Raw genomic sequence first — 13,849 nt, 5'->3', positions numbered from 1 at the left:
CCTTTCTCCTTTATTTCACGGTGTTCTATGATAAAATGTTATTTGTAAAGTATCTTTTTGGAAGAGGACTCTGATATGAATAAATACGAAAAGTTTCGCAAAGAACATTCTGATTCACCCTTTTGGGGAATCGAACTTTTAAGAGATAGTCTTTTACCAGATTTGTTGGATCAAGATATTCACGACATCTTATACTGGGCTGGCAAGGATCTTGCCACTAAGTTCCCACTAGCATCAAATGATGATCTTCAAGTATTCTTTAAACAAAGTCAGTTTGGTAATCTAGAACTTAAAAAGGAAAGTCTCAAAAAAATCAACTGGAAATTAGCTGGACCAGAAGTCGAAACCAGATTAAAGCTGAACAAGGATCCCGATTTTATGCTTGAAGCTGGCTTTTTAGCACAAACGAAACAGCAGATCGATCAAATCGCAACCGAATGCGAAGCAACCATTAAATTAAACAGTGTGAACTTTATAGTTGTTTCTGATCCCAATGCTCCGGTCAACAATCCTAGTGATTTTAAACCAATTATCATCGCAAAATAAAAAAGAGCCATTTGGCTCTTTTTTTATGCTGTATATGCAGACAACAATTTCTTTAACTGATCCTTTGAATGAAAGCCGACAATTTGGTCGATAACCTTGCCATCCTTAAGCACCATCAAAGTTGGAATACTCATAATCCCAAATTCACGTGAAGTGTTTGGATTATCATCAACATTCATTTTAAAGAATTTAACCTTATCTGCTACCTCAGGATCCTCAGACAAGTCTTCAACTACTGGTGATTGCATCTTACATGGGCCACACCATGGTGCCCAAAAATCAACAACTGAAATCCCATCGGCAGTGTCTTCTTTAAAGTTTGCATCATTAGTTTCATTAACCATAACATTTGCCTCCTTAACTTCTTACTATGAGTAAGTATAAACACGTATTGATTCAAATGCAACTAAGTTGCATACAATCTACTTAAACTTGACGACAGTTGAGCCGTCCCCACCAGCATTTGCTGGTGAAAAACCAAATTCCTTAACGCGGCGATTGCGTTTTAGATAATTTATGACTCCCTTACGTAGAGCTCCGGTTCCTTTCCCATGAATAATGGTAACGGATGGATAACCAGCCAAAAGAGCGGAATCAATGTAACGATCTAGTTGTTGCATGGCTGATTCATATCTTTCACCACGTAAATCAAGGGTTGGTGAAATCCCACTTGAACGCGTTCGCCGCACACTAGGCGTGTGCTTTTTCGGCTTTGAAGTCTCTTTTTGAACCTTTTCAAGGTCAGACTCGGAAACTTTCATCTTTAAAATTCCAAGTTGCACTTCCCAATTATCTCTACCAATCTTATTAAGCAGAACACCCCTTTGCCCATAAGACTTAACCAGTACGTCATCACCCTCTTTAAAGTTATGCTTTGCTTTTTCTCGTTTCAAAACACGATTATGTTTAAGTTCTGGATGCTGTTCAAGAGAATTGATCTTTCCCTTAGCATCAATTAATTCATTTTCTTTGACTGATTGTTTACTTTGACGTTGAAGGTGATGAAGATGATTAATAATTTCGTTAGCTTCTCGTCTTGTTTTTGAAACAATTTGATTGGCCTGACGCTTGGCATCATTAACCATCGTATCTTTATTATTATTAAACTTAGTGAGTTGCTCGTCTAACCTAGCGTGCAATTGTTCATTATCTGCCAGTTCCACCTTGAGCTTACGGGCACGTTCATCGGCAGCTTTAGTCTGTTTTGTTAGTTGCTTAATCATTTTATTAATATCTTGACTATTAGAATCCATTAGTGAACTAGCTTCAGAAATGATCGACTCATCCAATCCCAGTCGCTTAGCAATGTTTAAAGCATTACTTTGTCCTGGAACCCCCATCAATAGTCGATAGGTTGGCTCAAGGGTCTTCTCATCAAATTCCATTGAGGCGTTGATCGTTTCGGGCCGATTGTAGCCATAAACTTTCAGTTCTGGGTAATGAGTGGTGGCCAACACTTCACTACCTGATTCACCGATTTTATCTAGAATCGACATAGCTAATGCCGCTCCTTCTTTAGGATCCGTTCCAGCACCTAGTTCATCAATTAAAATTAAGCTTCTCTTAGTAATGTGTTTTAAAATGTCAATCAAATTATCCATATGAGACGAGAAGGTACTAAGATTAGCCTCAATCGACTGTTCATCCCCAATGTCAGCAAACACATTATCAAAAACACCAATTTGACTACCTTCATTTGCCATTACAAAAATTCCAGATTGGGCCATTAACTGATTTATCCCAAGCGTTTTGATGGTAATCGTCTTACCACCCGTGTTCGGACCAGTAATAATAATTTGTCGAAAATCAGATCCAATTGAAATATCATTTCCAACAACCTTTTGCTGGTCAATTAACGGATGCCTGACATTTTTTAAATTAACATGATTATCCCTTGAAACACTTGGCTTAGTTGCATTCATCTGATCTGCAAACTTGGCTTTAGCATTGATCAAGTCAAAATGGCCTAATTTAGAAGCATTTTCCATGAGTTCCTCTTGATAAGGTCTAATCATGTCGGATAATTCACCCAAAATTTTATGAATCTCTTTGCGCTCATCTAGTTGTGATCTTCTCAGATCGTTATTAGATGAGACTACACTTTGAGGTTCAATGTACAAAGTCAATCCACTTGTACTTTGATCATGAACGATTCCACCAAATTTTTGTTTGTCTTCTGCCTTAACTGGAATAACATAACGACCATCTCGAACCGTGATGATTGGCTCACTCAAATATTTCGATTGTTTGCCATGGATAAACTTATTCATGGTAGTTTTAATATTAGCTTCTAAGCGCGCGATTTCTCTTCTAATGGAACGCAACTGATTAGATGCCGAATCTAACACTCGTCCATCTTCGTCAATTGACGTCTCAAGTCGTTTTGAAACTTCCGGAAGATCATTAAAGTTCTTGGCTTCATCGTACAAAACATTCAAATCAATTTTATCATCCGCTAAATTATCAAAGAAAGTTTTAACCCGCACACTTGCAAGTAAAACCGCACTAACTTGAGCCAACTCAGTACCGTTTAAATCGGCATTAACCGCTAATCGTTTCACGTATGGAGTAATGTCATTTAACCTGGGAACTGGGATCATTTTGTTTAGGCGATAAATATGTGATCCGTCATCTGATTCATCCAATGAGTGAGAGACTACATCATAATCACTACTGGGCCTTAATTGTTTTAATTCTCTTGATCCATTTTCAGTGGTTAGAAACTGATCCAGCAACTGCTTCACTCTGTTATATTCTAATGTATCAAGTACTTTTTCGTTCATTTTTTCATCCCATTTTACCGATTTATCATTTGATTAAATAAGTGTGGAGAATTCATCGTGATCATCTGTGAGACGGTTGAATTTTGATATTCAGTATTTACCCAATTATTGTTAGTCAATAATAATCCATCAAGTATTAACATTATCACTAACAAACTAATGATTACGCCAACAACCGCACCCAAGAGTGAATTCAGTTGTCTTAACACTGGCAAAGAAACAATTCGATTCAATAGATGTGAAACCCATCTTAAAATAACCGCCACTACTACAAAAGTTACCAAAAATGATAGTCCCCGCCAGAAGCCAGTATTGCTGTAGGCATGGGTCGCTAAAATCATGTTAGAGACGGTTCTTAAAAAATCAGCAACCGGAATCACATAAACAAACGCAATTATTGCAGCAATCAAATAACTAATAAAGCTGAATAACTCATTTACCAGGCCACGATGATAACCATGGACAATCGAAAAGATTAGTATAATTATGATGATAATTGTAAATAACATTAGTCTTCGTCATCCTTCGCTTTATTGTTAATCTTATCAAGTTCTAATTGTTTTTTTAATTGATCAGAAATTGCATTAAACGCAATTAAAATGGCAGCATCTTCATCACTTACACCCTTGGAGATGTTTTTTAACTGTGCCAACTGATTGTTTAAGATACGCGCAGTTGTCTCCATGTGTTCATCTGAAGCATCCCCAATAAAAGTATATTCCTTCCCACCAATTTTAGTTTTAAATCTATTTTTACCAGCCAAAGTAAAACCTCCCGCAATGCTTCCATTTTATCATGAAAATCCTTTAAATTAATTAAAAAAAGGATGCTGGATTTCCAGCATCACTTAATTATTTAATTATTTTTGATCTTGTCCTGATTGCAGGAATGTATCAAGCATTTCTTGAACCATTTCCCACTCATTGTCATCTTCAATTGGTTCTAATTCTCCACCACTTGGATTAGCAGGATCATCATCCTTTGGCAATGCATAAGCCTCAATATCTACTTCATCGTTATCATCATCTGTTGCTGGATAAATAAAAATATAGGAACGATTGTAATCATCAGATGAGAAGGTAAATAAAATATTATACAAACTTTCTTTTCCATCTTCATCGACAAGCGTAACTTGTTCTTGTTGGTTGTTCTCGTTTTCTTTACTCATATTAGTTCCTCTTTTCTAATTAGAAATTACATAACTTACCTTTACGATCAAGGTAACTCTGTAAAATCAATTCAGCCGCAACCTTATCAATAACTTTTTTTCGTTTTGCTCTTGAAACATCAGCTTGTTCAATCAGCATTCGTTCAGCTTCAACAGTGGTGAGTCGTTCATCTTCAAAATCAACTGGCAGATTAAAATTTTTCTTTATCAAATCCCCATAATTTTTCGAAGCTTCTACTCTTGGACCAGAAGTATTATTCATATTCTTAGGTAGTCCAATGACAACGCCTTTGACATCATATTTCTGGATTAATTCCTTCATTCGTTTTAACCCAAACTCTTTTTCATCTTCGTTGATTTTAACGATTTCGATTCCTTGAGATGTCCACCCTAAAGCATCGCTCATGGCTACACCAACGGTTCTCGATCCAACATCTAATCCCATTAACCTCACTAATCTGACGTCCCATCCATTGATGGTGTTCTACCCTTCAAATATGAATGTAAAAGCACATCAATTATTTCTTCTCGATCGTAATGACACATTAGCGTCCGCGCATTATTCAATTTTGGAAGATATGCTGGATCGCCAGATGTTAAATAACCAACTAATTGAACATAAGGATCATATCCCTTTTCAATTAAGGCTTGGTAAACAGTCGCCAGCGTCTTATGAATATCTAGATTCGACTTGTCTTTAAATAATGAAATGTTTTCTTGTTTGTGCTCCATCATAGATCCCTCCCCTACAAAAAAGATAATACACGACTAATTTTCAAATAACAACTATTACTTATGTTCCTTAATCCAGGTCTTGGCAGCTTTTAAAGCATCATCAATACCAGCTGGATTTTTACCACCAGCTTGGGCCATGTTAGGACGACCCCCTCCACCACCGTTGATATTTTTAGAAATTGATTTAATTAAATCACCAGCTTTAATTCCAGCCTTCACTTGATCCTCACTAACTGCAACTAATAAATTAGCTTTGTCATCAGTACCAGTCCCAAGAACAAGAACGTCTGAAGCGTTTTTATCTCTCCAGGTATCAGCTAATTCTCTTAGTTGACTCATATTAGCATTTTTTAAGTGTCCTGCAATCAAAGTGACTCCGTTAACGTCTTGAACATCATCAAAAATGTCTGCGGCTTCCTGGTTAGCTAGCTTAGTTTCAAGTGATTCTTGTCGACTTTCCAAATCCTTAATTTGACCTTGTAATTGTTTAACACGGCCGGGAATTTCATCGGTTGTTGGCGACTTAACTGTCTTTCCAATTTCCTTTAACATTCGTTCCTCATCATTTAAAAGATTAAAAGCATCTTTAGAGGTAACAGCTTCAATTCTTCTGACTCCAGATCCAACTCCGGTCTCAGAGACAATCTTAAATAATCCCAACTGGCTGGTATTTTTAACATGATCGCCACCGCAAAACTCAATTGAAAAATCATCAATCTTTACTACTCGAACTTCATCGCCATACTTTGCGTCAAAAAGTGCAATAGCGCCCATTTCTTTTCCGGTTTTTTGGTCGGTCACAACGGTTTGAACGGGAATGGCAGCAAAAATCTTTTGATTAACCATGTTCTCAACTTTTTGCAGTTCAGCGTCAGTGACTTGACCAAAATGGGTAAAGTCAAAACGAAGATAATCAGGACGAACTAGTGAGCCAGCTTGTTGCGTATGACCACCAAGAACATTTCTTAGTGACTGATCTAATAGATGAGTTGCCGTATGGTTATTCTCAACCCGATCATGGAAATTGCGGTCAACAACTAACTTGTACTTCTCACCTTTCTTCATATCACCGGTAATTTTAACAGTATGAAGATTTTGACCATTTGGAGCTTTTTGGACATCCTCAACTTCAGCCACTTCGTCACCATTTTGGTTATAAATCTTACCACTATCGGCTACTTGACCACCCATTTCAGCATAGAATGGTGTTTTATCGAAAATTAATTCAGCTTCTTTTTGGTCCGGCGTGATCTGATTTGTCAGCTTTTCATCAAAAATAATATCATTAAGTTTAGCAGCATCAACGGTTAGTCGATCGTATCCCACGTATTCACTAGGAGTTTTAATATCAAGTAACAAATCTCGTTGAACTTTCATCGATTTCTTCGACCCACGAGCGTTTCTAGCCCGGTCTTGTTGCTTTTGCATTTCAACATCAAAACCAGTTTCATCCACTTTAACCCCTTCATTACCAGCATATTCCTCGGTAAGTTCAAGGGGAAAACCATAAGTATCGTAGAGTTTAAAGGCATCTTTACCAGAAATTTCTTTTTTAGAATTGGTCTTAGTCTCAGAAATAAGGTTATTAAGCAGTTGCAAGCCATCGCTTAGCGTGGTGTTAAAACGCTCTTCCTCATTTTTAACGATCTTTTTAATATAACCACTCTGTTCAAGAACATCGGGGTAATAAGATTGCATGATTTGACCAACAACGGGAACTAGTTTATACAAAAAGGCATCATTAATACCTAATTCGTGTCCATTAACAGTTGCCCGTCTAATCAGGCGTCTAATGACATAACCTCGTCCTTCATTTGAGGGAAGGGCCCCATCACCAATGGCAAAGGTAATTGCCCGAATGTGATCGGCAATGACCTTAAAGGGGATGTCATCTTTCCGATTACCATCATACTTCTTACCATCACTTAATTCCTCAGTTTTCTTGATAATTGGCATAAATAAATCGGTTTCAAAGTTAGTTGGTGCATCTTGGAAAATTGATACAACCCGTTCAAGTCCCATTCCAGTATCAATGTTTTTTCTTGGAAGTGGCTCATAGGTTCCTTCAGGCGTGTGATTAAACTGAGAAAACACAATATTCCAAACTTCCAAATATCGCTCGTTTTCACCGCCAGGATAATTTTCGGGATCATCAGGTGCCAAGTTATCGTACTTTTCACCCCGATCATAAAAAATTTCCGAATCAGGACCTGAGGGACCTTGACCAATGTCCCAAAAATTGTCCTTTGCTTCAACAATATGATCAGGCGCAATCCCGGCCTTTTCCCATAATTCCTTTGTTTCTTTGTCATCAGGATAAACGGTGACGTATAAATTATTTGGATCCCATCCAAACCACTTCGGGCTAGTCAATAACTCGTATGCCCACGGAATGACTTCTTTTTTAAAATAATCACCAACCGAAAAATTACCAAGCATCTCAAACAGAGTTTGGTGTCTTGCCGTTTTACCAACGTTCTCAATATCATTAGTTCTAATACTCTTCTGTGAACTAGTTAATCGTGGATTACTTGGAACTTCTGAACCATCAAAATACTTTTTCATGGTGGCAACCCCAGAATTAATCCAAAGTAAAGTGGGATCATCCTTTGGGACTAGTGAGGCACTTGGTTCCACGGTATGACCCTTCTCTTTGAAAAAATCAAGAAACATTTGACGAACTTGACTACTGCTGAGCTTTTTCATGATATCCTCCATAATAATAAAAAATAAAAAACACCCTTGCTAGCAAAGACGCCGGGACGCGGTACCACTTTACTTGCAACGATGTTGTCATTACCTCTTTAGTCCCTATAACGTGGGAAACGATCTACTGTTTGGTAGCATCAAAATAACTAAGTACGGTCTGTTTTCATTTTTCAAACCTTCCTGTAGTACTTCACTAATTTGACATATCCAACTAATTTAAATTATATCCAGAAAATAAACTACTGTCAATTAGACTCTTACTGATAACGCTGCGAGCTACGCTTTTTTTGCTTCTTGCGGGCTCGAATTTGATTTCTGATCTCAATTTTACGATCTTCATCACTTTTTTGCTTAATAGCACGGCGAATCTTCTTTTTGTATCCAGGTTTAACGTTTTTCTTCTTTTTCTTAATCAAACCAATCATAGTAGGATCCAATTTATTTTGGGGCTCACGACGTTTAGCTCGCCGTCTTCTATCATAAGTATCAACTACTTCTCCATGTTTAATTTCTTTAGGAGTAAATTTAATCCCCATTTTCTCCAATTCAGAGATCTTTTGTTCTTCACCTGGTGCATATAGAGTGATGGCAGTCCCTTTCATCCCATTTCGACCGGTTCTTCCAACTCGGTGAATAAAATATTCTAGATCAGTTGGAATATCATCATTAATAACATGAGAAACTCCTGAAATATCAATTCCACGGGCCGCTAGATCAGACGCCACCACGAATTGATAATCAAGGTTTTGAATCTGCTTCATAACCCGCTTTCTAACTCGCGGTTGCATTCCTCCATGGATTTCAGCAACTTTTAATCCACGTTGTTTTAGATAATCATAGATCTCATCTACCCGCTCACGCGTATTCGCAAAAATAAGTACCAAATACGGCTCACCCATCGTGATCAGCTGATAAATTAAATCATTTTTATCTTTTCCCTTAGTCGAAATCAACCAGTTAGAAACATCCTGATTGATAACCGTTTTGGTGGGAATATCATCCATGACCGGATTCTTCATGTACTTTTTTAGAAATGGCCTTAACTTCGGTGGAACAGTAGCAGAAAATACCATCATTTGTAAATCCGCGGCCATTTTAGAAGCAATCTTGTCAATTGTATCTAAAAAACCCAAGTCTAGAGTCATATCGGCTTCATCAATTACTAGTTGTCGAGCACGATGGATTTCAAGATCACCATTTTTAACAAGATCCCAGATGCGACCTGGAGTACCAATCACTACCTGTGGTTGTTCATGCTCAAGCTTTGAAACTTGGCGTTCCTTATCAGTTCCTCCGACATAATTTCCAATGTGAATGGTTTTATCAGAGAATTTAGCAATTTGTTTTGCATTGTCATAAATTTGATATGCTAATTCCCTACTGGGGGTTGTAATGACAACCTGAACATCTTCTTTATTAAGATCTAAACCATCAAAAATGGGCAAAAGAAAGGCATGAGTTTTTCCACTACCAGTAGCAGACTTACCAATCACACTTTTTCCATGTTTAATGGTTGGAATTACTTTAGTTTGAATTGGAGTAGGATTATGAAATCCCAGGTCCTGAATGGCATCACTAATGAAGGGTTGAAAATGATAATCTTTAAATGAAGCTCCCATTAATTGTTCTCCTTTTTGTACTGTTTCACAATTTCTCCTAGCTGCTTAACAACTTGTTTAATCTCATCCTCATCAGCAGCTTTAGCTCCACTTGCAAGCGCATGACCACCACCGTTGTGTTCTTTAGCCAATTCGTTAATGGATGGTCCTTTAGAACGCAATCGAATGCGATAATTTCCTTCTTTTTGTTGGACAAAAATCGCCCAAGAAACCACAGTGCCAATATTACCGGGCAACGGAACCACTGATGACGTACTATCATCACCTAAGTTGAGGTCCTTAATTACTTCATTAGTCAAAACTACATATGCAGCCCCATTGTCGTCAATTTTCAAATTATTGTATACATAAGCAGCCAAACGGGCTTGGGCAGTATCAATTTCATCTTCAATTTGGGCCACATCGGTAATCGAAAAATCGTACTGGTCTAATTTGCCTGCCACTTCAAACGTATGCGATGAAGTCGATGAATACTTAAATCTACCAGTATCTCCGATGATTCCAGCATACAATAAACGAGCTGCATCATCTGTCATCTTTAAATCATCATTAGCAGCAAATAAATCATAAATTAATTCGGAAGTGCTTGATGCTTCTGGTTCAACCCACATCAAATCCCCAAATTGATCGTCATTTGGATGATGATCAATTTTAATTAAATATTTTCCCTTTGTATAACGATCATCATCAATTCGCGGCTGGTTAGCAGTATCAACCACAATCACTAAGGCATTCTTGTAATCATCGTCACTTGCTTTCGTAACTTTTCCTAACCAATCAAAGCCTGGATACTGTTTTCCAACGGTCAAAACCTTTTTATTCGGATAAGATGCTTTAATAATGCTAGCCAACCCAATTTGAGAACCAACCGCATCTGGATCAGGACTCTGATGTCTGTGAATAATAATCGTCGGATATTCCTTGATTTTTTCGTTAATTTGCTGCTTTGTATTCATTAAAATAGCCTCTAATAATCTTAATTATTTAACAGTTAAGTATAACCCACAAACACTATAATTCAAAGTGAGGATCTGAATACAAGGGAAGCTTAACGTTTTGAAACCCTAAGCCTGAAAGACTAGTAAGTGTTATTCCCAACAATCTAACGCCATTAGTGGCATCAGGAAGCAAATCAAAAAGCTCCATTGCCAAATCATAAAAAAGACGGGCATCGTTTTCCATAAAATCATTCCACGAAACTCTTTTGGTTAACGTAGTAAAGTCACTGTACCTGACCTTTAAGACTAAAACTTTTCCATGTTTCTCATGCTGATTTAATGACTGCTCCACCATCTCAGAAATCTTATGGAGTTGTGATTCCACTTCCTGTCGGCTTTTTAACTTAGGACCATAAGTTCTTTCTTTTCCAATTGATTTGCGCTCTCTTTGATACTCAACCGGTCGATCATCGGATCCGCGAACTCGACGATACAAAAAATAACCAAACTTACCAAAATTCTTGATAAGATCCATCTCTGATTGTTGGTATAAATCATAACCATTTTGGATGTTTAATCGTTGCATTTTTTGAAGCGTCTTTTTTCCAACACCCCGATAACATTCAATGGGAAGTTTCATCAAAAATTCGTGACTATCTTCCACATCGATCACAGAAACTCCAGCAGGTTTCCGGTAATCAGAAGCCTCCTTGGCCAAAAACTTATTGTAAGAAATCCCGGTGGAAGAAGTTAGATGAGTCTTTTCCCATATTTCACTTTGAATCAAATGAGCAATCAGTACCGGATTATCAATTCCCTTTTTGTTATCTGAGATGTCAAGGTAAGCCTCATCAAGCGCAACGGTTTCAATTCGGTCGGTATATTCATGAAAAATCGCATGAATTTGATGCGAGACGCTTCGATACAATTCAAATTCGGGTGCCTTAAAAATTCCCTTAGGACAAAGTTCAAGTGCTTTACTAGCAGGCATTGCTGAATGAACGCCAAACTTTCTCGCTGGGTAATTAGCAGTGGTCACTACTCCACGACCACCAGTTGTCCTTGGATCTTTAGAAATAATGAGTGGTTGATCAACAAATTCAGGATGCTCACGTTGCTCAATTGAGGCAAAAAAAGCATCCATATCAACATGTAAAATCCGACGTGAATGATTGATTTGAATTGATTCTTCCAAAAGTTCACCTTCTGTCCCAAACGTACGTTCTTGTTCATCCAATAAAAAAGATCGGACTCATCCGACCCTCTTATTAAGCGTTGTCATCATTTGAATTATTACTTACATCAGATGCTTTTTCTGATTCGTCCTTTTTGGAAGTATCCCTCTTTTTTGAATCATCTGAAGCACTATCTTCTCCTGGACGACTTGCACTTGCAATCGCGTTGAGGTCAAATACTAAATAAAGACCATCACAGTCTAAAGTAACCGTTCGCTTTTCATTATTAATTTGATCAACAATTCCATGAAGTCTGCCAATGGTAACCACATGATCACCCTTGCGCAAGTTCTTCAAAGTGTTTTGATGCTTTTGTTGTTGCTTCTTTTGTGGTCTGATCATCATAAAATACATTAAAACGAACAAAAGAATTAATACAATAATTCCAGCATATTGTGATATGTTCTGCATGTTTTCACCTCATTCTTTATTTAACAATAGCTTACCAAATTGTCGATAAAATTTCCAATTAATTTAATTAGCTTCAGGATATTTTCGACCCAAGTGTTTGTAACCAGCTCTTGTTACCATCCGCCCCCGAGCAGTCCGCTTGAGATATCCAATCTGTAACAAATATGGTTCATACATCTCAGAAATTGTTTCCGATTCTTCACCGATATTAGCAGCCAAAGTGTTTAATCCAACTGGACCACCTTCGTAAAAGTCGATCATCGTTGAAAGCAAATTGAGATCAGTTCGATCTAATCCGTTCTTATCAACGCCTAAGGCATTAAGTGCGGTGTCAACGTTATCAACATCAATCTCATCATGATTAGCCACCTGTGCAAAATCTCGCACTCGTTTTAACAATCGATTAGCAACTCTGGGAGTTCCTCTGGAGCGCAGCGCAATTTCGTGAGCACCATCTTCTTTAATCTTACTATGAAAGATTTTAGCTGAACGTTTCACAATCTTTTCTAAATCACGATCATTATAGTAATTCATCCGTTCAACAATACCAAACCGATCTCTAAATGGTGAATCAAGCAACCCAGCCCTTGTGGTAGCTCCGATCAGCGTAAACGGTGGTAATTCAAAGTGAACGGGATGCTTGGTTGAATCGTCATTTCCAATGATAATGTCAACATAGTAGTCTTCCATCGCGGAATATAACATCTCTTCAACTTCTTTAGGTAAACGATGAATTTCATCAATAAAAAGAATATCACCGGGTTTTAATTCGTTTAAAAGAGCCACCAAGTCACCTTTTTTTTCAATGGCGGGACCGGTGGTTGTCTTCATATTAACACCCATCTCATTTGCAATCACGTTTGCTAGTGTGGTCTTTCCAAGACCAGGTGGTCCATACAATAAGACATGATCAAGCGATTCTTCTCGCTGCCTAGCGGCTTGAATGTAAATCTTAAGTTTCTTTTTTAAATCATCTTGACCAATATACTGGTCAAAACTTTGGGGCCGAAGTGACATTTCAAAAGAATCATCGGTTTCATCATCACTTGATCCAGAAACTATTCGATCATCTGCCATTAACTTCCTCCTAATCTACTTAGTCAATAGTTTGAGACCTGAACTAATATATTGATCAGTTGTATAGTCTGCTTCTATTTTCTGTAGTTTTGTTTTAACTTTATCAACCTCGCGTTGCTTAAAGCCAAGAGCTTGTAATGCACTCAGTGCATCATCTAATTGCTTATTTCCAGTGTCTTCAACGTCATTTACCGAAACACTACCAACAAATACGTCATTAGATGTAATCTTATCCTTTAGGTCCAACACAATTTGTTGGGCAGTCTTTTTCCCAATTCCGGGAAATTTAGTTAAATACTTAATGTTTCCAGCATTAATGGCACTAATTAAACCATTACTGTCATTACCAGCCATAATTGCCAAGGCACTTTTTGATCCAATCCCTGAAACATTCAGTAATTGTTCAAAAAGTTGTTTATCCGCTAAAGAAATAAATCCATATAATGCAATCCCATTGTCTGAAACCGACTGGTGGATATAAACTCGCACCTGTTGGTCAGTACTATAGTGATAGGGATTAGCTACATAAACTAAGTAACCAACTCCATCAACATCTAAAACAATGTACTTGGGGGTCACATCCGTAATCATCCCATACAAGTATTCATACATACAATCAACTCATTTC

The 13,849-nt window shown here is 37.6% G+C and carries 15 protein-coding genes; 1 reads left to right on the top strand and 14 read right to left on the bottom strand.

Features of this window, described 5'->3' with window-relative positions:
- Positions 1 to 75 precede the first annotated feature (75 nt).
- Complete coding sequence (locus AC6UDC_RS05885) at positions 76 to 546, top strand: YslB family protein (protein ID WP_500694400.1); 471 nt, start codon at positions 76 to 78, stop codon at positions 544 to 546.
- Between the two features lie 23 nt (positions 547 to 569).
- Here AC6UDC_RS05885 and trxA read toward each other — a convergent pair whose 3' ends face one another.
- From trxA to ruvA, 14 genes are all read right to left on the bottom strand, one after another.
- The gene (gene trxA, locus AC6UDC_RS05880; protein ID WP_500694399.1) at positions 570 to 890 is read right to left on the bottom strand and encodes a thioredoxin; all 321 of its coding nucleotides are present in this window, start codon (positions 888 to 890) and stop codon (positions 570 to 572) included.
- A gap of 78 nt (positions 891 to 968) precedes the next feature.
- Positions 969 to 3,329 (bottom strand): endonuclease MutS2, encoded by a 2,361-nt coding sequence (locus AC6UDC_RS05875; protein ID WP_500721734.1) that lies wholly within the window; start codon positions 3,327 to 3,329, stop codon positions 969 to 971.
- Between the two features lie 14 nt (positions 3,330 to 3,343).
- Complete coding sequence (locus AC6UDC_RS05870; protein WP_500696887.1) at positions 3,344 to 3,838, bottom strand: CvpA family protein; 495 nt, start codon at positions 3,836 to 3,838, stop codon at positions 3,344 to 3,346.
- Positions 3,838 to 4,092, bottom strand: coding sequence for a cell division protein ZapA (locus AC6UDC_RS05865; RefSeq protein WP_500721730.1), 255 nt, complete (start codon positions 4,090 to 4,092; stop codon positions 3,838 to 3,840). The genes AC6UDC_RS05870 and AC6UDC_RS05865 overlap by 1 nt, the downstream gene beginning before the upstream one ends.
- A 96-nt stretch (positions 4,093 to 4,188) precedes the next feature.
- On the bottom strand, positions 4,189 to 4,497 hold the full coding sequence (locus AC6UDC_RS05860) for a DUF1292 domain-containing protein (RefSeq protein WP_500694395.1): 309 nt from the start codon (positions 4,495 to 4,497) through the stop codon (positions 4,189 to 4,191).
- A gap of 19 nt (positions 4,498 to 4,516) precedes the next feature.
- Positions 4,517 to 4,942, bottom strand: a complete 426-nt coding sequence (gene ruvX, locus AC6UDC_RS05855; protein WP_500694427.1) for a Holliday junction resolvase RuvX — start codon at positions 4,940 to 4,942, stop codon at positions 4,517 to 4,519.
- An 8-nt stretch (positions 4,943 to 4,950) separates the two neighbouring features.
- Positions 4,951 to 5,229 carry an IreB family regulatory phosphoprotein gene (locus AC6UDC_RS05850; RefSeq protein ID WP_500694394.1) on the bottom strand — a complete coding sequence of 93 codons (279 nt, stop codon included), beginning with the start codon at positions 5,227 to 5,229 and terminating at the stop codon, positions 4,951 to 4,953.
- A 57-nt stretch (positions 5,230 to 5,286) separates the two neighbouring features.
- On the bottom strand, positions 5,287 to 7,938 hold the full coding sequence (alaS, locus tag AC6UDC_RS05845) for an alanine--tRNA ligase (RefSeq protein WP_500721728.1): 2,652 nt from the start codon (positions 7,936 to 7,938) through the stop codon (positions 5,287 to 5,289).
- A gap of 260 nt (positions 7,939 to 8,198) precedes the next feature.
- Positions 8,199 to 9,560, bottom strand: a complete 1,362-nt coding sequence (locus AC6UDC_RS05840) for a DEAD/DEAH box helicase (RefSeq protein ID WP_500709455.1) — start codon at positions 9,558 to 9,560, stop codon at positions 8,199 to 8,201.
- Positions 9,560 to 10,516: a DHH family phosphoesterase gene (locus AC6UDC_RS05835; protein WP_500706851.1), complete on the bottom strand. Its 957-nt coding sequence runs from the start codon at positions 10,514 to 10,516 to the stop codon at positions 9,560 to 9,562. The genes AC6UDC_RS05840 and AC6UDC_RS05835 overlap by 1 nt, the downstream gene beginning before the upstream one ends.
- Positions 10,517 to 10,571: 55 nt before the next feature.
- A complete protein-coding gene (dinB, locus tag AC6UDC_RS05830) occupies positions 10,572 to 11,693 on the bottom strand; it encodes a DNA polymerase IV (protein WP_500721726.1) in 1,122 nt (373 codons plus the stop codon).
- A 73-nt stretch (positions 11,694 to 11,766) separates the two neighbouring features.
- A complete protein-coding gene (yajC, locus tag AC6UDC_RS05825; RefSeq protein ID WP_500694389.1) occupies positions 11,767 to 12,144 on the bottom strand; it encodes a preprotein translocase subunit YajC in 378 nt (125 codons plus the stop codon).
- A gap of 63 nt (positions 12,145 to 12,207) precedes the next feature.
- Positions 12,208 to 13,221, bottom strand: a complete 1,014-nt coding sequence (ruvB, locus tag AC6UDC_RS05820; RefSeq protein WP_500721723.1) for a Holliday junction branch migration DNA helicase RuvB — start codon at positions 13,219 to 13,221, stop codon at positions 12,208 to 12,210.
- Between the two features lie 15 nt (positions 13,222 to 13,236).
- The gene (gene ruvA, locus AC6UDC_RS05815; RefSeq protein WP_500694387.1) at positions 13,237 to 13,833 is read right to left on the bottom strand and encodes a Holliday junction branch migration protein RuvA; all 597 of its coding nucleotides are present in this window, start codon (positions 13,831 to 13,833) and stop codon (positions 13,237 to 13,239) included.
- Positions 13,834 to 13,849: the final 16 nt, after the last annotated feature.

The organism is Fructilactobacillus sp. X7R7C1, assembly GCF_059901065.1.
This window is presented reverse-complemented; position numbering and strand designations above follow the sequence as displayed.